The sequence below is a fragment of the Pelomonas sp. Root1444 genome, from assembly GCF_001426885.1.
GTDB lineage: Bacteria > Pseudomonadota > Gammaproteobacteria > Burkholderiales > Burkholderiaceae_C > Pelomonas.
This window is the reverse complement of record NZ_LMFP01000029.1, coordinates 99,522-118,476: the sequence shown is the minus strand read 5'-3', so window position 1 is coordinate 118,476 and position 18,955 is coordinate 99,522. Positions and strand designations below refer to the sequence as shown.

Annotated in this window: 11 protein-coding genes; 6 read left to right on the top strand and 5 right to left on the bottom strand. The window is 69.6% G+C overall.

Annotated features, from left to right (window positions below):
* Nucleotides 1-145 precede the first annotated feature (145 nt).
* The 5 genes from ASD35_RS24475 to ASD35_RS24455 form a co-directional block, all read right to left on the bottom strand.
* Complete coding sequence (locus ASD35_RS24475) at nucleotides 146-6,757, bottom strand: HAMP domain-containing protein (RefSeq protein ID WP_082580424.1); 6,612 nt, start codon at nucleotides 6,755-6,757, stop codon at nucleotides 146-148.
* A gap of 139 nt (nucleotides 6,758-6,896) precedes the next feature.
* Nucleotides 6,897-7,529, bottom strand: a complete 633-nt coding sequence (locus ASD35_RS24470; RefSeq protein WP_056877587.1) for a response regulator transcription factor — start codon at nucleotides 7,527-7,529, stop codon at nucleotides 6,897-6,899.
* Nucleotides 7,526-8,893 (bottom strand): cache domain-containing protein, encoded by a 1,368-nt coding sequence (locus tag ASD35_RS24465; protein WP_082580423.1) that lies wholly within the window; start codon nucleotides 8,891-8,893, stop codon nucleotides 7,526-7,528. The genes ASD35_RS24470 and ASD35_RS24465 overlap by 4 nt, the downstream gene beginning before the upstream one ends.
* A gap of 3 nt (nucleotides 8,894-8,896) precedes the next feature.
* Nucleotides 8,897-12,217, bottom strand: coding sequence for a S41 family peptidase (locus ASD35_RS24460; protein ID WP_056877586.1), 3,321 nt, complete (start codon nucleotides 12,215-12,217; stop codon nucleotides 8,897-8,899).
* 63 nt (nucleotides 12,218-12,280) lie between these two features.
* A complete protein-coding gene (locus ASD35_RS24455; protein ID WP_056877585.1) occupies nucleotides 12,281-12,928 on the bottom strand; it encodes a DedA family protein in 648 nt (215 codons plus the stop codon).
* Between the two features lie 50 nt (nucleotides 12,929-12,978).
* Here ASD35_RS24455 and mutL point away from each other — a divergent pair, with 50 nt between their 5' ends.
* From mutL to ASD35_RS24425, 6 genes are all read left to right on the top strand, one after another.
* On the top strand, nucleotides 12,979-14,808 hold the full coding sequence (mutL, locus tag ASD35_RS24450) for a DNA mismatch repair endonuclease MutL (protein ID WP_056877584.1): 1,830 nt from the start codon (nucleotides 12,979-12,981) through the stop codon (nucleotides 14,806-14,808).
* Between the two features lie 12 nt (nucleotides 14,809-14,820).
* Nucleotides 14,821-16,098, top strand: a complete 1,278-nt coding sequence (locus ASD35_RS24445; protein ID WP_056877583.1) for a pseudouridine synthase — start codon at nucleotides 14,821-14,823, stop codon at nucleotides 16,096-16,098.
* A 100-nt stretch (nucleotides 16,099-16,198) separates the two neighbouring features.
* The gene (gene miaA / locus ASD35_RS24440) at nucleotides 16,199-17,113 is read left to right on the top strand and encodes a tRNA (adenosine(37)-N6)-dimethylallyltransferase MiaA (protein WP_056877582.1); all 915 of its coding nucleotides are present in this window, start codon (nucleotides 16,199-16,201) and stop codon (nucleotides 17,111-17,113) included.
* A gap of 71 nt (nucleotides 17,114-17,184) precedes the next feature.
* Nucleotides 17,185-18,069, top strand: a complete 885-nt coding sequence (locus tag ASD35_RS24435) for an SPFH domain-containing protein (protein ID WP_200956102.1) — start codon at nucleotides 17,185-17,187, stop codon at nucleotides 18,067-18,069.
* A 6-nt stretch (nucleotides 18,070-18,075) separates the two neighbouring features.
* Complete coding sequence (locus ASD35_RS24430) at nucleotides 18,076-18,285, top strand: hypothetical protein (RefSeq protein WP_056877581.1); 210 nt, start codon at nucleotides 18,076-18,078, stop codon at nucleotides 18,283-18,285.
* Nucleotides 18,282-18,935: an ABC transporter ATP-binding protein gene (locus ASD35_RS24425; RefSeq protein WP_056877580.1), complete on the top strand. Its 654-nt coding sequence runs from the start codon at nucleotides 18,282-18,284 to the stop codon at nucleotides 18,933-18,935. Before ASD35_RS24430 ends, ASD35_RS24425 begins: the two co-directional genes overlap by 4 nt.
* Nucleotides 18,936-18,955 lie beyond the last annotated feature (20 nt).

Genomic DNA, 18,955 nt, shown 5'->3' with positions numbered 1-18,955 from the left:
TCAGCAGCTCTCCATGGCGGCTCGCGCGCCGGGCCGCTCCCAAGCCGGCCCGCGTTGGCGATGTGCGTGGGGCTCAACGCCACACGCATCGCCGTCCCCGCGGGGGACCGGCCAAGTTACTCCTTGGACGAGGGGTTCCATCATTTCACCGGTACAGCCACACCCGCATCAGCGACAGCAGCTGCGCGGTGTTGACCGGTTTGGAGATGTAGTCGCTGGCGCCCGCCTCCAGGCATTTCTCACGGTCTCCCTTCATGGCCTTGGCGGTGAGGGCCAGCATCGGCAGGTTGCGGAACTCGACGTGGGAGCGAATCTCGCGCATGGTTTCGTAGCCGTCCATGTCCGGCATCATGATGTCCATCAGCACCAGGTCGAGGTCGGGCGTCTGCTGCACGATCTCGATGGCGGTGCGGCCGCTGGTGGCCGTCAGCACCTGCATGTCCTGGTTCTCCAGCAGCGTCGTCAGCGCGAAGATGTTGCGCGCATCGTCGTCCACCACCAGCACCTTGCGGCCACGCAGCATCTCGGCGGCGCCGTGCAGGCGCTGCAGGATGCCCTGCTTGTCCTGCGGCAGGCCGGTGACGACGCGGTGCAGGAACAGCGCCGTCTCGTCGAGCAGCCGCTCCGGGCTCTGCACGTCCTTCAGCACGACACTCTTGGCGAGCATGCGCAGTTGCTTCTGCTCCGGCTCTGACAGGTCCTTGCCGGTGAAGACGACGACCGGGACGGCCGCCAGCGCCGGGTCGTTGTGCAGTTGCTCCAGCAGCTTGAACCCGCTGACATCGGGCAGGCGCAGGTCCAGCACGATGCAGTCGAAGGTCTGCTCGCGCAGTGCCTGCAGCGCCTCGGCGCCGGTGCCCACGGCATGCAGCTCGATGTCGTCATGGCCCAGCAGCTCGACGATGGCCTGGCGCTCGATGTCGTTGTCCTCGATGACCAGCAGGCGGCGCGTGCGGGACGCCGCGAAATCGCGGATGCGATCCAGCGCCGCCTCCATGCCGTCGCTGGTCGGGGCCTTCACGACATAGGAGAAGGCGCCGTGAGCGAGGCCGTGGTTGCGGTCTTCCTCGGCGACGCTGACGATCTGCACGGGGATGTGGCGGGTGAGCGGGTCGAGCTTGAGCTGGTTGAGCACCGTCCAGCCCAGCATGTCGGGCAGGAAGATGTCCAACGAGATCGCCGTCGGCAGGAAGCGCCGCGCCAGCTCCAGGCCCTGGCCGCCCTTGAGCGCCACGAGGCCCTTGAAGCCGCGGTCCCGCGCCAGGCCCAGCACGATGCGCGCGTAGTGCGGGTCGTCCTCGATGATGAGCAGCACCGAGTCGCCCTCGGCGATGTTGTCGCGGTCGTCGGCGACCTGCGTCTCGCGCACCAGCGGCAGGCTGCCGCGCAGCGGTTCGGCGGGTGGCCGGCTGCTTTCGGACAGCGGCATGCGCGCGCTGTCCGCACCGGCGAAATGCAGCGGCAGGAAGAGCGTGAAGGTGCTGCCGTGGCCGGGCACGCTGGCCAGGCGGATTTCGCCGCCGAGCAGCGCCGCCAGCTCGCGGCTGATGGCCAGGCCCAGGCCCGTGCCGCCGTACTTGCGCGAGGTGCCGGCGTCGGCCTGCTGGAAGGCCTCGAAGATCAGGCGCTGCTTCTCGGGGGCCACGCCGATGCCGGTGTCCTCCACCGCGAAGGCCAGCACGCGCGGCGCCTTGGACAGCACCGGATGCTCGCTGCTCCAGCCCTCCTGCGCCAGGCTGACGCGCAGCTCGACATGACCGTGCGCCGTGAACTTGACGGCGTTGGACAGCAGGTTCTTCAGGATCTGCTGCAGGCGCTTGGCGTCGCTCTCCATGCTGCGCGGCAGGTCGTCGGCGAACATCAGCCGCAGCGGCAGGTTCTTGGCCTCGGCCACGTGGCGGAAGTTGCGGTCGATGCTGTCGCGCAGCGATGCGAACGAGATGTCCTCGATGTCCACCGTGACCGTGCCCGACTCGATCTTGGACAGGTCCAGGATGTCGTTGATCAGGTGCAGCAGGTCCGAGCCCGAGGAGTTGATGTTGCGCGAGAACTCGATCTGCTTCGGGCTGAGGTTGCCGTCGTTGTTGCTGGCCAGCTGCTGGCTCAGGATGAGGATGGAGTTCAGCGGCGTGCGCAGCTCGTGCGACATGTTGGCCAGGAACTCGGACTTGTACTTGGACGTCAGCGCCAGCTCCGCGGCCTGGTCTTCCAGCGCATGGCGGGCCTGCTCGACCTCGGCGTTCTTGCGCTCCACCTCTTCGTTCTGTTCGGCCAGCAGGCGCGCCTTGGTGCCGAGCTGCTCGTTGGTCTCCTGCAGCTCGCTCTGGCGCGACTGCAGCTCCACCGTCAGCTGCTGGGACTGCGCCAGCAGCGCTTCGGTGCGCATGGTCGCCTCGATGGTGTTGAACACCGCGCCGATGCTTTGCGTCAGCAGCTCCAGGAAGGCCAGCGACCCGCTGCCGAACTGCTGCAGCGTGGCCAGTTCGATGACGGCCTTGGTCTGGCCCTCGAACAGCACCGGCAGCACGATGACGCTGACGCGCCGCGCGCTGCCCAGGCTGGATGACACGGCGACGAAGTCCGCCGCCACATCGGCCAGCAGGATGCTGCGCTTCTCCAGCGCGCATTGCCCGACCAGGCCCTCGCCGAGGGCGATGGTGGGCGCCAGCTCCAGCGTGCCCGACTGCGCATAGCTGGCCAGCAGCTGCAGGCGCGAGGGCTGCAGGCCGTCGGCGCCGGGCACCGTGCCGGCCAGGTGGTAGATGGTGCCCTGGTGGGCCTGCACCAGCGGCGCCAGCTCGGCCAGCAGCATCTTGCTGACGGTCTGCAGCTCGCGCTGGCCCTGCAGCATGCCGCTGAAGCGCGCCAGGTTGGTCTTGAGCCAGTCCTGCTCGCGGTTGCGCTCGGTGGTCTCGCGCAGGTTGGAAATCATCGTGTTGATGTTGTCCTTCAGCTCGGACACCTCGCCCTTGGCCTCCACCTGGATGGCGCGCGTCAGGTCGCCCTTGGTCACGGCCGTGGCCACCTCGGCGATGGCGCGCACCTGGGTCGTCAGGTTGGCGGCCAGCAGGTTGACGTTGCCGGTCAGGTCCTTCCATGTGCCCGCCGCGCCGGGCACATGGGCCTGGCCGCCCAGGCGCCCGTCCACGCCCACCTCTCGGGCGACGTTGGTCACCTGTTCGGCGAAGGTGGCCAACGTGTCGGTCATGTTGTTGATGGTGTCGGCCAGCGCGGCCACCTCGCCCTTGGCTTGCACGGTCAGGCGTTGCGTCAGGTTGCCGTTGGCCACGGCGGTCACGACCTTCACGATGCCGCGCACCTGCTCGGTCAGGTTGGAGGCCATGAAGTTGACGTTGTCGGTCAGGTCCTTCCACGTGCCGCCCACGCCCACCACCTTGGCCTGGCCACCCAGCTTGCCTTCGGTCCCCACCTCGCGGGCCACCCGCGTGACCTCGCCGGCAAACGCGTTGAGCTGGTCCACCATCGTGTTGATGGTGTTCTTCAGCTCCAGGATCTCGCCCTTCACGTCCACCGTGATCTTGCGGTTCAGGTCGCCGCGGGCCACGGCCGTGGTCACCTCGGCGATGTTGCGCACCTGGGCCGTGAGGTTGGCGCCCATCGTGTTGACCGAGTCGGTCAGGTCCTTCCAGGTGCCGCCCACGCCCGGCACGACGGCCTGCACGCCGAGGCGCCCTTCCGTGCCCACCTCGCGCGCCACCCGCGTGACCTCGGACGCGAACGAGCGCAGCTGCTCCACCATCGTGTTGATGGTTTCCTTCAGCTGAAGGATTTCGCCGCGCACGTCCACAGTGATCTTCTTGGACAGGTCGCCATTGGCCACCGCGATGGTCACCTCGGCGATGTTGCGCACCTGGTTGGTCAGGTTGCTGGCCATGGAGTTGACGTTGTCGGTCAGGTCCTTCCAGGTGCCGGCCACACCGGGCACCTGCGCCTGGCCGCCGAGCTTGCCTTCGGTGCCCACCTCACGGGCCACGCGGCTCACCTCGGACGCGAAGGCGCCGAGCTGCTCGACCATGGTGTTCATGGTCTGCTTGAGCTGCAGGATCTCGCCCTGCACGTCCACCGTGATCTTGCGGCTGAGGTCGCCGCGGGCGATGGCCGTGGCGACGTCGGCGATGTTGCGCACCTGGCCGGTCAGGTTGGACGCCATCGAGTTGACGTTGTCGGTCAGGTCCTTCCAGGTGCCGGCCACGCCGGGCACCACCGCCTGGCCGCCCAGCTTGCCGTCGGTGCCCACCTCGCGCGCCACCCGCGTCACCTCGGACGCGAAGCCGTTGAGCTGGTCCACCATGGTGTTCAGCGTGTTCTTCAGCGCCAGGATCTCGCCCTTGACCTCCACGGTGATCTTGGACGAGAGGTCGCCGCGCGCGATGGCGGTGGCGACGTCAGCGATGTTGCGCACCTGGTCGGTCAGGTTGGACGCCATGAAGTTGACGTTGTCCGTCAGGTCCTTCCACACGCCGGCCACGCCGGGCACGGCCGCCTGGCCGCCCAGCTTGCCTTCCGTGCCCACCTCGCGGGCCACGCGGCTCACCTCGGACGCGAAGCCGTTGAGCTGGTCCACCATCGTGTTGAGGGTGTTCTTCAGCTCCAGGATCTCCCCCTTCACGTCCACCGTGATCTTCTTGGACAGGTCGCCATTGGCCACCGCCGTCGCGACGTCGGCGATGTTGCGCACCTGGCCCGTCAGGTTGGAGGCCATGGAGTTGACGTTGTCGGTCAGGTCCTTCCACGTGCCGGCAACGCCTGGCACCTGCGCCTGGCCGCCGAGTTTGCCCTCGGTGCCCACCTCGCGTGCCACGCGGCTCACTTCGCCGGCAAAGCCGTTGAGCTGGTCCACCATCGTGTTGATGGTGTTCTTGAGTTCGAGAATTTCGCCACGCACGTCCACCGTGATCTTCTTGGACAGGTCGCCGTTGGCCACGGCCGTCGTCACGTCGGCGATGTTGCGCACCTGTGCCGTCAGGTTGGTGGCCATCGCGTTGACGGAGTCGGTCAGATCCTTCCAGATGCCGGCCACGCCGCGGCCCTGGGCCTGGCCGCCGAGCTTGCCGTCGGTGCCCACCTCGCGGGCCACGCGCGTCACCTCGGACGCGAAGCCGTTCAACTGGTCCACCATCGTGTTGATGGTGTTCTTCAGCTCCAGGATCTCGCCGCGCACGTCCACGGTGATCTTCTTGGACAGGTCGCCGTTGGCCACCGCCGTCGTCACCTCGGCGATGTTGCGCACCTGGCCGGTGAGGTTGGACGCCATGAAGTTGACGTTGTCGGTCAGGTCCTTCCAGGTGCCGGCAACACCCGGCACCTGGGCCTGGCCGCCGAGCTTGCCGTCCGTGCCCACCTCGCGCGCCACGCGGCTGACCTCGCCGGCAAAGCCGTTGAGCTGGTCCACCATCGTGTTCATCGTGTTCTTCAGCGCCAGGATTTCGCCCTTGACCTCCACGGTGATCTTCTTGGACAGGTCGCCGCTGGCCACGGCCGTCGCCACGTCGGCGATGTTGCGCACCTGGTTGGTCAGGTTGGACGCCATCGAGTTCACGTTGTCCGTCAGGTCCTTCCACGTGCCCGCCACGCCCGGCACGGCCGCCTGGCCGCCCAGCTTGCCCTCGGTGCCGACCTCGCGCGCCACGCGGGTCACTTCGGACGAGAAGCCGTTGAGCTGGTCCACCATCGTGTTGATGGTCTCCTTCAGCTCCAGGATCTCGCCCTTCACGTCCACGGTGATCTTGCGCGACAGGTCGCCGCGCGCGACGGCGGTGGTGACGGTGGCGATGTTGCGCACCTGGGCCGTCAGGTTGGTGGCCATCGCGTTGACGGAGTCGGTCAGGTCCTTCCAGGTGCCGGCCACGCCGGGCACGACGGCCTGGCCGCCCAGTCGCCCGTCCGTGCCCACCTCGCGGGCCACGCGCGTCACTTCCGACGCGAAGGAGCGCAGCTGGTCCACCATCGTGTTGGTGGCCTCCTTGAGCTGCAGGATCTCGCCGCGCACGTCCACGGTGATCTTCTTGGACAGGTCGCCGTTGGCCACCGCGATGGTCACGTCGGCGATGTTGCGCACCTGCGCCGTGAGGTTGCCGGCCATCTGGTTGACCGAATCGGTCAGCTCCTTCCAGACGCCGGACACCCCCTTGACCTGCGCCTGCCCGCCCAGCTTGCCTTCGGTGCCGACCTCGCGCGCCACCCGCGTCACCTCGCTGGTAAACACCGACAACTGCTCGATCATGGTGTTGACCAGCCGGGCCGAGCGCAGGAACTCGCCCTTGAGCTCGCGCCCGTCCACCTCCAGCTCCATGGCCTGGCTCAGGTCGCCTTTGGCGACCGCGCCGATGGTGCGCGCGATCTCGGCGGTCGGCCGCACCAGGTCGTCCAGCAGCGTGTTGATGGACTCCACCTTGGCCGCCCAGCCGCCCACCGCCCCTGGCAGCGACATGCGGTGCTTGAGCCGCCCTTCCTTGCCCACCGTGGCGGACAGCCGCGCCACCTCGGCGGCGATGCGCGCTTCCTGCGCCGTGATCTGGTTGAAGGCCGTCGCGATCTGGCCGTCGACGTCGTCCCAGTCATTGGGCAGGCGCACGGAGAAATCGCCATCGCGGAAGGCCGACAGCGCGGCGAGGATCTGCCGCGACCGAGCGGCACCCGCGTCGACGCCTAGCTGGGTCTCCGCCGCCGTGGCGTTGACCGGAACAGTGGAAGAAACGCGCTTGCGCCGAGGTTGCTGCTCGGTGGTGACACCCATGGCCCGCCCATTCCAGAAGTGAAGTGTTTGAATCTATCGGGCCGGGCGTGGGCTGAACCACCCACGCGCGCGCCACGGTTGGAAAAAAGTGCCCGCTTCTAGCATGCACCCCGAGGGCGATCAAGCCCCGCCTGCCCCTTCAGCGCGGTTCGCCGTCGCGGGCATGCTCGACGGCGTACCGGATCAACTCCGCCTGCCCGTCCAGCTCCAGTTTGCGCTTGATGCTCTGGCGGTGGGCCTCCACGGTGCGCACCGACAAGTCCAGCTCGCGCGCGATCTGCTTGCTGGACGCGCCACGGCCGAGGGCCGACAGGATCTCGCTCTCGCGCGGCGTCAGCACCGGCTTCGGGCTCTGGCCGCGGAACAGCCGCCCCGACACCGCGGCACTGAGAAAGGTGCCGCCGGCCGCGACCGCATCGATGGCCGACACGATCTCGGTCGCTGGCGCATCCTTCAGCACGTAGCCGCGCGCACCGGCCTGCAGGGACCGCTGCACGTACTCGGGGTTGTCGTACATGCTGAACATCAGCAGCTTGACGGCCGGCTGCGCGGCCAGCATCTCGGCACCCAGCGCGATGCCGTTGCCGTCCTTCAGCCCCACGTCCATCAGCACCACGTCGGGCGCATTGCTCGCCAGCTGCGCCAGCGCCTCGGCCCGCCCCCCGGCTTCGCCGACGACCTCGAAGCGCGGCACGGCGGCCAGCCGCGCAACCAGCCCTTCGCGCACCATCGGGTGGTCGTCAACAAGCAGGATGCGGATCGGTGTGGTCATGAGGCGGCGCGGGCGAGGTCGACGGACGATAGTTTCACCGTGAGCCGGCTGCCCTTGCCTGGCGAGGTCGCGAGTTGCAGGCGCGCACCCAGCGCATCCGCGCGCTCGCGCATGCTGCGTAGCCCCAGCCCGCGGTCGGCCACGGCCTGGGCGGCATCGGCGTCGAAGCCCTGGCCGTCGTCGACGATCTCCAACGCCAGCCCGCCGTTGCGCTCGAAGTGCAGCATCACGCCCACCGTCGTCGCGCGCGCATGGCGGGCGGCATTGCTCAACGCCTCCTGCGCGATGCGGAACAGCGCCGTCTTCACCGCTTCCGGCAGCTCGACCTCCTCGCCCTCGACCGCCGCCGAGAAATGCGTGCCGCCCGCCGCGTCGAACTCGCCGGCCAGGTGCTGCAGCGCCGCGGGCAGGCCCAGCGTGTCCAGGAGCGCCGGCCGCAGCGCATGCGACAGGTGGCGCACCTCGGCCAGCGTGCTGTTCAGGCGCTTCAACGCCAGCGCCTGCAGCCGCTCGGCGGCCGCGGGCTCGTGCTGGGCCGACTCGATCAGCAGCTTGGTGGCCACCAGCGCCTGGCTGACGCCGTCGTGCAGCTCGCGGGCCAGCCGCGCGCGCTCGTCCTCCTGGCTCTGCACCACCTCGCGGGCCAGCGCGCGCAGCTTGGCCTCGGCGCTGCGGTGCTCGCTGAGGTTGAGCGCCAGCGCACCGGCACTAATGAGCGCCACGCCGAACACCGCCACCGCGCCCACCCACAGCATGGTGGCCGTGATGTTCTGTCGCGCGCCATGCTCCAGCTCGGCCATCGTCGCCTCGATGCCGTCCAGGTACAGGCCGGTGCCCAGCATCCACTGCCACTCCGGCACCGCGACGACATAGCCCAGCTTGGGCGCCAGCTGGCTGCTGGACGGCTTGCGCCACAGGTATTCCACGTAGCCACCGCCGGCCTTGGCCTGGCCGATCAGCTGCTGGATGGTCGGCCGGCCCTGCGGGTCGCGCAGCCCCCACAGGTTCTGGCCGATCAACTCGGGCTGGCGCGAGTGCATCAGCACCCGGCCTTCGAGGTCATAGACGAAGAAATAGCCGTCGGGGCCGTAGTCCAGCGAGGACAGCAGCCGCAGCGCCTGCTGCTGCCCGCCCGCCTGGCCCAGCAGCGGCTTGACGGTGCTGACGGCCAGGTCGACGTAGTGCTTGAGCTCCGTGCGCCGTGCGTCCATGTAGCTGGCGCGCACGAGGGCATGCTCACGCTCGGCCAGCTCGCTTTCCTGCTGGCGCACGGCAAAAGCAATCAGCGCGAGCGACGCGAGCAGCGGCAGCAAGGCCAGCAGGACGAAGCGGCTCCGCAGGGACAGGGCCGCCCAGGCTTTCATCGGTCAGCGCCCCAGCTTGGCGGCTTCAGGCGCCGACTTGCGCTGGATCGGCTTCCAAGCCGCCAACCGCTTCATCACGTCGGCGATCGCGGCATCCAGCTGCGTGTCCTCGCCGCGGTTGACGGCGGCCGGGTCGAGCTCGACGTCGATGTCCGGCGCCACGCCCTCGTTCTCGATGCGCCATTCACCTTCCGGCGTGTAGAAGCGGAAGAAGGGCACGGTCAGGAAGCCGCCGTCGATCAGCGGCGGGTTGGTCGAGATGCCGATCAGCCCGCCCCAGGTGCGCTTGCCGATCAGCGGCCCCAGGCCCACGCGCTTGAAGGCGTAGGGCATGAAGTCGCCGCCCGAGCCGGCATCCTGGTCGATCAGCATGGCCTTGGGGCCGTAGATCGCGCCGCCGGGCGTGTCGAAGACCAGGCCGTCGCGGTCCTTCCAGCTGCCCAGGTAGGGGCGCGCCAGCAGCTCGGTCACGTAGTTGGCCGCCTGGCCGCCGCCGTTCCTGCGGTCGTCGACGATCAGCGCCTGCTTGTCGACCTGCGCGAAGAACATGCGGTTGAAGTGCTCGAAGCCGGAGCCGCCGGTGTCCGGCATGTAGACATAGGCCACCTTGCCGCCCGTCTTCTGCTCCACCTTCCTGCGGTTGCCCTCGATCCAGGCCCAGCGGCGCAGCAGCGCCTCGCTGGCGATGGGCTCGACGACGACGTCGCGGCGGCCGCTGCCCTTGGCGTCCTGGGCAACGCTCAGCACCACCTGCTTGTCGACGGTGTTCTCCAGCAGTGCATAGAGGTTGGTCTTCGCGTCCAGCTCATGGCCGCCAATGGCGAGGATGAAGTCGCCCTCCTTCAGGCCCAGGCCGGGCACCGACAGCGGCGAACGCAGGTTGGGGTTGAGGCGGTCGCCGGCATAGAGCCTCGCGATGCGGTAGCGGCCCTGCTCGACGCTGAAGTCCGCGCCCAGCAGGCCGACGGCTGCTGGCGTTTCCTGGTGCACGTCGCCGCCGCCCACGCGGTTGTGGCCCACCTGCAGCTCGCCGATCATCTGCACCAGCAGGTCGTTCAAGTCCTCGCGGCGCTGCACATGGGCCAGCTGCGGCAGGTAGCGGTCGTAGACGGCCTGCCAGTCCAGGCCGTGCATGCCGGGGTCGTAGAAGAACTCGCGCTCCATCCACCAGGCCTCGTCGAAGATCTGCTTCCACTCGGCCTTCGGGTCGACGCGCGCGCGCAGGCCGGCCAGGTCCAGCGGCTTGCTGTCGCCCTTGTCGTTGGCGTCGCCCACCTCCAGCTTGCCGCCGGCCACGGTCAGCAGCAGCTTCTGGTGGTCTTCGCTGAGTGAGTAGTCGGCGATGCCGGTGCGCAGCAGCTTGGGCTTGCGCTCCTCGAAATCGAAGCGCCACAGCTCCGCCGTCGCGCGCTTTTCGGCCTGCGGCGGCTCGTTGCTGGCGCCGGGCTGCGGGCGCTGCAGGTAGAACAGCGCGCCGTCGGACGCCACGGCCAGGCTGTCGTAGTTGCGCTCGGCCACCGGCAGGGCCACGACGCGGTCGGCCAGGCCGTCCAGGTCCAGCTTGATGGGCTTGACCGGCTCGGGCTTGGGCTTGTCGTCCTTCTTCGCGTCGCCCCCCTTCTTGTCGTCCTTCTTGTCTTCGTCCTTCTTCTCGTCCTTCTTGCCATCCTCGTCACCGGCCTTGGGCGCCAGCGGCGACTTGCCGTCCGCCGCCAGCACCAGCGCATAGATGCCGGCGCGGCGCGGGCGCTCCTGCGTGGACAGGTCCAGGCCCACCTGTCCGGGGCCGGAGTTGATGGAGGCCGTGAAGTAGAGGTAGTCGCCCTTGGCCGAGAAGGTCGGCGTGCCGGCATGGGCCAGGCCGTCGGTCACCGCGTGGTTGCGGCCGGTGGCGATGTCATGCAGCCAGATGCGGCCGAAATAGTTGTCGCCCGAACTCGTGAAGGCCAGCCAGCGGCTGTCCGGCGAGAAGGCGATATCCACGCTGCCGCGGCGCACGTCCGTCGCCACCTTGACGAGCTTGCCGCGCTGCGCGCCCGCCGCGAGGCCCATGCGGTAGAGGTTGAGGTGGTTGTCCTGCAACACCAGCTGGTTGCCGTCCGGCGACCAGTCGGCCAGCGTGAAGTAGGCATCCTTGGGCAGCAGGAAGCGCTCCTTGGCGCCCAGGCCGCTCTGCGCCTGCAGCACCAGCTCGTGGCGCATGCCGGGAGCGTCGGAGATGTAGGCGATGCGCTGGCCGTCGGCGCTCCACAGCGCATCCTTCTCGCGCACGCCGGCGGTCTCGGTCAGGTTGCGCACGCTGCCGTCCTTGACCGGCACCGTGAACACCTCGCCGCGCGCGCTCACCACCACGCGCTTGCCGGTGCTGGACAGGCGCGCCGAGGTCAACGCCTTGCCGGCGTCCTTCCACTGCGGCCGTGCCTGGGGCGCGATGCTGGCGAGCTGGATGTCGAGCACGCGCGGCTCGCCACCGGCCAGCTCGATCTGCTTGATGCGGCCGCCGGCCTCGTAGACCAGCGTCGTGCCGACGGCGTCCACGCTGCGCACGTCCCACTGCGTCTCGCGCGTCAGCTGGCGCAGCGCCTTCGTCGCCGGGTTGAAGGCGAAGAGGTTGGCCGCGCCCTTGGCCTCGGCATCGCGGTCGGAGATGAACACCACCTCGCCGCCCGCCCACACCGGCGCCGAGTCGCTGGCGTTGACGTGCGGGATCTCCTGCCACTGCTGGCTGGCCATGTCCATGATCCACACCGGCGGCGTCGTGCCGCCGCGGCTCTGGCGCCAGCCCGACTCGGCCACATAGGCCGCGCGCCAGGGCCGGAAGGCGAGCTGCTTGCCGTCGGCCGACCAGGCGCCCTCATAGGCCACGGCCTTCATGACCTGCTTTTCGTAGCCACCGTCGACGCTGACCTCGTAGAGCTGGTTGCTGCGGTTGTTCAGCACCTCGCGCGGCGACGCGAACAGCACGCGGCGGCCATCGGGGCTCCAGCCGCTGACGTTGTCGGGCGCTGGGTGCCAGGTGAGGCGCTTGGGCTGGCCGCCGTCCAGCCCGATGACGTAGACATCCACGTTGCCGTCATAGCTGGCCGAGAAGGCGATCTGCTTGCCGTCCGGCGAGAAGCGCGGCAGGAACTCGCTGGCCGCATGGCTGGTCAGGCGGCGGGCGTTGCCGCCGGAGCGGTCGGCCAGCCAGAGGTCTCCGCCATGGATGAAGGCGAGATGTTGCTTGGAAACGGCGGGCTGGCGCAGCATCAGCGTCGGCTCGGCCGCCTGGGCCCAGCTGGAGGTCATCCAGGCCAGGGCCAGCGCGATACGCGGCAGGGTCATCGGGATCTCCGACAGTCACGAAAAGCCCGTGACTCTAGGGCTTCGCGCGCCCTGGTCGAAAAGTCAGCCCGGCTGGCGCTTGAACCTGCTCTTGAGCCCGCCGGCGATGATGACGAAGCCGGGGATGAGGATCATGGCCCAGATGATCTTGTCCAGGTTGGCCTTGACCCAGGGCACGTTGCCGAAGACGTAGCCGATGAGCGTGATGCCGCACACCCACAGCGCACCGCCGGTCACGTCGAAGAAGGTGAACTTGCGCCGCGTCATCTGCGCCACGCCAGCCACGAACGGCGCGAAGGTGCGCAGGAAGGGCATGAAGCGCGCCGCGATCAGCGTGAAGCCGCCGTACTTCTCGTAGAAGGCATGGGCCTTCTCGAAGGCCGCCTTGTTGAAGAAGCGCGAGTTCTCCCACTGGAAGACGCGCGGCCCGAAATGACGCCCGATGGCGTAGTTGCACTGGTTGCCCAGGATGGCCGCGGCGGTCAGCAGGCCCATGGACAGGCCCAGGTCCATCAGCCCCACGCCGCACATCGCGCCGACGACGAACAGCAGCGAATCGCCGGGCAGGAAGGGCATGACGACCACGCCGGTCTCGACAAAGATGATCAGGAACAGCAGCGCATAGACCCAGGCGCCGTAGGCCGTCACGAAGTCGGCGAGGTGGCGGTCCACATGCAGGATGAAGTCGATGAGGAATTGAAGCAGGTCCATGGCGGGGCATTATCCGGGCCGCTCCATGACAGCCGCCGATAATCCCGCCGATGGATTCCCCCCTGCCTGAGGCCCCCGCCCCCCGCGCCATCCGCGAGCTGCCCGACGAGCTGATCAGCCAGATCGCCGCGGGCGAAGTCGTCGAGCGCCCGGCGTCGGTCGTGCGCGAGCTGGTCGACAACGCGCTGGACGCCGGCGCCAGGAACATCCAGGTCAAGCTGATGGCCGGCGGCGTGCGCGCCATCGTCGTGGAGGATGACGGCTGCGGCATCCCGGTCGGGCAGCTGCCCCTGGCGCTGAAACGCCATGCCACCAGCAAGATCGCCAGCCTGACCGACCTCGAATCGGTGGCCACCATGGGTTTCCGCGGCGAGGCGCTGGCGGCCATCGCCTCGGTGTCCGACATGGCGCTGGCCAGCCGCACCGCCGCCGACGCCCACGCGCACCGGCTGGACGCCCGCAGCGGCGAGCTGCAGCCGGCGGCCCGCTCGCGCGGCACCAGCGTGGAGGTGCGCGAGCTGTTCTTCGCCACGCCCGCGCGCCGCAAATTCCTGAAGACCGACGCCACCGAGCTGGCGCATTGCGTGGAGGCGGTGCGCCGCCACGCGCTGGCGCGGCCAGACGTGGGCTTTGCGATCTGGCACGAGGGCAAGCTCGTCGACCAGTGGCGCGCGGCCTCGGCCGAGCAGCGCATCGGCGACGTGCTGGGCGAGGACTTCATCGCCGAGAGCCGCTCCTTCGAGTTCAGCGCCGGCCCGCTCGCGCTGAGCGGCCGCGCCGGCCTGCCCGAGGCCGCCCGCTCGCGCGCCGACCAGCAGTACGTCTGGGTCAACGGCCGCTACGTGCGCGACAAGCTCATCAGCCACGCCATCCGCTCGGCCTACGAGGACGTGCTGCACGGCCAGCGCCAGCCCGCCTACGTGCTCTTCATCGAGATCGCGCCCGAGCTGGTGGACGTGAACGTGCACCCGACCAAGATCGAAGTGCGCTTCCGCGACGGCCGCGCCATCCACCAGAGCGTGCGCCGCGCCTTCGTCGACGCGCTCGCGCAGTCGCGCAGCACCGAGGCGGCGGCGCCGGAGCCGGTGCTGTCGCCGCTGGCCTTCGAGCCGACGATGCCGGCCACGCTCTACGTCGCGGAGCCGCGCCAGAGCTATTCCAGCTACGTGCCGCCGGTGCCGGCCACGGCCGAGCAGGTCAGGCTGTCGCTCGTGGAGCACGAGACGCTGTGGGAGCCGAACAAGGCCGCCCTGCCCTCGCCCGCGGCGGCACCAGCGCCGCGGCTGCCCGACCAGGACTGGCCGCTGGGCCGCGCCATCGCGCAGATCCAGGGCGTCTACATCCTGGCCGAGAACCGCCAGGGCCTGGTCATCGTCGACATGCATGCGGCGCATGAGCGCGTCGTCTACGAGCGCCTGAAGGCCAAGCTCGGCGCCACGCAGATCGAAAGCCAGCCGCTGCTGATCCCGGTCAGCTTCGCCGCCACGGCGGAGGAAGTCGCTGCTGCCGAGCAGCATGCGGCCACGCTGGCCCAGCTGGGGCTGGACGTGGCGCCGCTGTCGGCCCGCACGCTGGCCGTGCGCTCGCGCCCGGCGCTGCTGGCCGCCAGCGACCTCGTCGCGCTGACCCGCGAGCTGCTGGCTGAGATGGCGCAATTCGACGCCAGCTCGGTGCTGGAGCGCGCGCAGCACGAGATCCTCGCCACCATGGCCTGCCACGGCGCCGTGCGCGCCAACCGGCAACTGAACATCGACGAGATGAACGCGCTGCTGCGCGACATGGAAGCGACCGAACGCGCCGACCAGTGCAACCACGGCCGCCCCACCTGGCGCCAGCTCGACATGCGCGAGCTGGACGCCCTTTTCCTCAGAGGCCGTTGAGGCACACACCACATGGCCACGATCACACTGAAGGGCAAACCCAAGCCCGCCGCCAAGACCCGCAACGCGGAGGGCGAGAAGCGCGCGCCGGTGCGCGGCAAGGGCGTCTCCAAGCCGCGGCCGACCTTGTCCAAGGCGCAGGCCGACCGGGCCGAGCGCGAGGCGCAGTTCCAGAAGGCGCAGCAGCAGCGCAACGAGCGCCCCGCCCCACAGCGTGACGAGCGCGCGGCGCGACCCAAGCCTGCCGGCTTCAAGCCCGACCGCCCGCAGCCGCCCAGAGGCGATGCGCCACCGCGCGGCCCACGCGCGCGGCCCGACGAGCGCCCGCCGCAATTCCGCGGCGACGCGCCGCAACGGCCCGAACGTGGCCCGCGCGTCCGCCCCGACGAACGCCCGCCGGCGGATCGCCCGCCGCGCATCGACCAGCGCCGCGTGGCCAATCGCGGGCCGAACTTCGAGCCGCCGCAGCGCCCGCAACAGCGCCACAACCCGGCCCGCGAGGTCGCGCCCGAGGACGGCGAGCGCCTGTCCAAGCGCATGAGCGAGCTGAAAATGGCATCGCGCCGCGAAGCCGACGAGTGGATCGCCGCCGGCTGGGTGCGCGTGAACGGCAAGGTCGCCGTGCTGGGCCAGCGCGTCGGCCCGGACGCCCAGATCGACATCGACCCCGCCGCGCGCCAGCAGCAGGCGCAGCTCGTCACGGTGCTGCTGCACAAGCCCATCGGCTATGTGTCCGGCCAGGCCGAGGACGGCTACCAGCCGGCCGTCGTGCTGTTCCAGCCCGAGAACCGCTGGAAGGAAGACGCCTCGGGCATCAAGCCCAACGCGGGCCACCACCGCAACCTGGCGCCCGCCGGGCGGCTGGACATCGACTCCACCGGCCTGCTGGTGCTGACGCAGGACGGCCGCATCGCACGCGTGCTGATCGGCGACGACTCCGACATCGAGAAGGAATATCTCGTGCGCGTCGAATACGTCGGCCTGCCCGGCGCCGAGCCGGTGCCCGAGGGCACGCTGCCCAACGCGGCGCTGTCGAACAACAAGCTCGCGCTGCTGAACCACGGCCTGGAGCTGGACGGCGAGGCGCTCAAGCCCGCCAAGGTCAGCTGGCAGAACGAGCAGCAGCTGCGCTTCGTGCTGCGCGAGGGCAAGAAGCGCCAGATCCGCCGCATGTGCGAGCTGGTGGGCCTGAAGGTCGTGGGCCTGAAGCGCGTGCGCATCGGCCGTATTCCGCTGGGCAACCTGCCGGTGGGGCAATGGCGCTATCTCGCACCGTGGGAGAAATTTTGACCACCCCCTATCGGCTTCGCCGGCCCCCTCGAGGGGGCGCAGCTGGTGGCCCGGCAAAGCCGGTTCCACGGCTGCCGCTTGGGAAGGCACCACGCCGGCGATGAAGCCTGTCTGTTTGGCCGGCCCCACCGGCTGCGGCAAGACGGCGGCGGCGCTGGCCATCGCCGAGGTGCTGCCGGTGGAGATCATCAGCGTCGACTCGGCGCTGGTGTACCGCGGCATGGACATCGGCACCGCCAAGCCATCGGCCGCCGAACAGGCCGCCGTGCCGCATCACCTGATCGACATCCTCGACCCGCTGGACAGCTACTCCGCCGCCGAGTTCGTGCGCGACACCAAGCGCCTGGCCGCCGAGATCAGCGCGCGCGGCAAGCTGCCGCTGCTGGTGGGCGGCACGATGCTGTACTTCAAGGCGCTGTTCGACGGCCTCTCCGCGCTGCCGCAGGCCGATGCCGGACTGCGCGCCGCCATCGACGCCGAGGCCGCCCAGCGCGGCTGGCCGGCCATGCACGTCGAGCTGGCAAGCCTTGACCCCGCGACCGCCGCACGCCTGGCACCCAACGACAGCCAGCGCATCCAGCGCGCGCTGGAGGTCATCCGCCTGACCGGCCAGCCGCTCAGCGCCCTGCACGCCGCGTCGCGCGACGAGGGGTTGGATTGGCCGCTGTTCTCATTGGAGCCGGCGGACCGCGGCTGGCTGCACGTACGCCTGGCGCAGCGCTTCGAGCAGATGCTGGCCGAGGGACTGGTGGAGGAAGTGAAGGCCCTGCGCGCCCGCGGCGACCTGAGCCTGGCGCTGCCGTCGATGCGCTGCGTCGGCTACCGCCAGACCTGGGAAGCGCTGGACGCGAACCACTTCCAGGACTTGCCCGAGCGCGGCATTGCCGCCACCCGCCAGCTCGCCAAGCGCCAGATCACCTGGCTGCGCAGCATGCCGCAGCGCCGCGTCATCGGCTGCGACGGGCCGCAGCCCGTGGCCGAGCTGCTCGCGGGCCTGCAGCGCCTGCTCGGTTGATTTCCCTTGCTTCGCTTTCAAACCCTGCTAGAGTGATATCACTTTGATTCACTTTTGAGACAGGTCGCACCATGGTCAACCACTCCCCGTCCCGCACCGTCGTGACCGAGAAGCCGGCGCGTTCCGGCAATGGCTATCTGATGGCCGTCGTCGGCCTGGCCCTGGGCGGGCTGGGCGCGTTCGCGCTAACGCGCGGCCTGCCGGCCTACGGCATTCCGCTCGGGCTGGCGGGCCTGTTCGTCATGGCCGGCCTGTACATGCTCAACCCCAACCAGGCCGCCGCGCTGACGCTGTTCGGCGCCTACACCGGCAGCGACCGCGGCGCCGGCCTGCGCTGGGCCAACCCGCTGGCGCTGAAGAAGCGCATCTCCCTGCGCGACCGCAACCTGAACGCCCCCATCCTCAAGGTCAACGACCAGCGCGGCAACCCCATCGAGATCAGCGCCGTGGTCGTCTGGCGGGTGCGCGACACCGCGCAGGCGCTGTTCCAGGTGGACGACTACGAAGCCTATGTGCGCGTGCAGGCCGAGGCCGCCATCCGCCACCTGGCCGCCTGCTATGCCTATGACCATGCGGACGAGGTCGACGGTGGCGAAGTGACGCTGCGCGGCGGCCAGGACGCCGTCGCCCATGCGCTGCGCGCCCAGCTGCAGGCCCGCTTCGACGACGCCGGCGTGGACGTGCTGGACGCCAAGATCAGCCACCTGGCCTATGCGCCCGAGATCGCACAGGTGATGCTGCGCCGCCAGCAGGCCGAGGCCATCGTCGGCGCGCGCGCCAAGATCGTGCAGGGCGCGGTGGGCATGGTGGAGGCGGCGTTGAAAGGCCTGAGCGAGCGCGAGATCGTCACGCTGGACGACGAGCGCCGCGCGTCGATGGTGAGCAACCTGCTCGTGGTGCTGTGCTCCGACCGCGAGACGCAGCCGGTGGTCAACACTGGCACCCTCTATACCTGAGCCCTGATGGCCAGCCCGGACAAGAAGTCCTTCCCGCTGCGCGTCGACCCCGCGCTGTGGGCCGAGGTCGAGCGGCTCGCGGCGGTGGAGCTGCGCAGCGCCAACGCGCAGGCCGAGCTGCTGTTGCGCGAGGCGCTGGGCCGGCGTGGCGTGAAACTTGCCCCACCCAAAGGTCGCGCGACCGTGGCGCGCACCGAACCGGAAACCAAGGAATGAGCCCTCTCAGCGCGCGTGGCCTGGCCAAGTCATACGGCGACGTGGCGGTCTTCTCGGGCATCGACCTCGAGCTCGCACCCGGCGAGATCGTCGCGCTGCTGGGCGAATCGGGCAGCGGCAAGTCCACGCTGCTGAACTGCCTGGCCGGGCTGGACGAGGCCGATGCCGGCTCGATCACGCTGGCCGGCCGCGACCTGCGGCCGCTGGACGACGAGGCGCGGTCGGCGCTGCGCCGCGAGTCCCTGGGCTTCATCTTCCAGGCCTTCCACCTGCTGCCGCACTTGAGCGTGGCGGACAACGTGGCCTTGCCTTTGCGGCTGCTCGGTCAGCGGGACGACGGGCGTGTGGCAGAGATGCTGGCTGCGGTGAACCTGGCAGCCTTGGCGGCTCGCATGCCGCGCCAGCTGTCGGGTGGGCAGTTGCAGCGGGTCGCGATCGCGCGTGCGCTGGTGCACAGGCCCAGGCTGGTGCTGGCGGACGAGCCAACGGGAAACCTCGACGCCCGGCACGCCACCGAAGTGCTGGAGTTGCTGCGACGGTGCACCCACGAGGCAGGGGCGGCATGCCTGCTGGTGACGCATTCGGAGGTGGCCGCACAGGCGGCCGACCGGCGACTGCGCCTGGACGCCGACGGTTTGCATGCAGGCTAACTGTCCCTTGCCCTCAGATC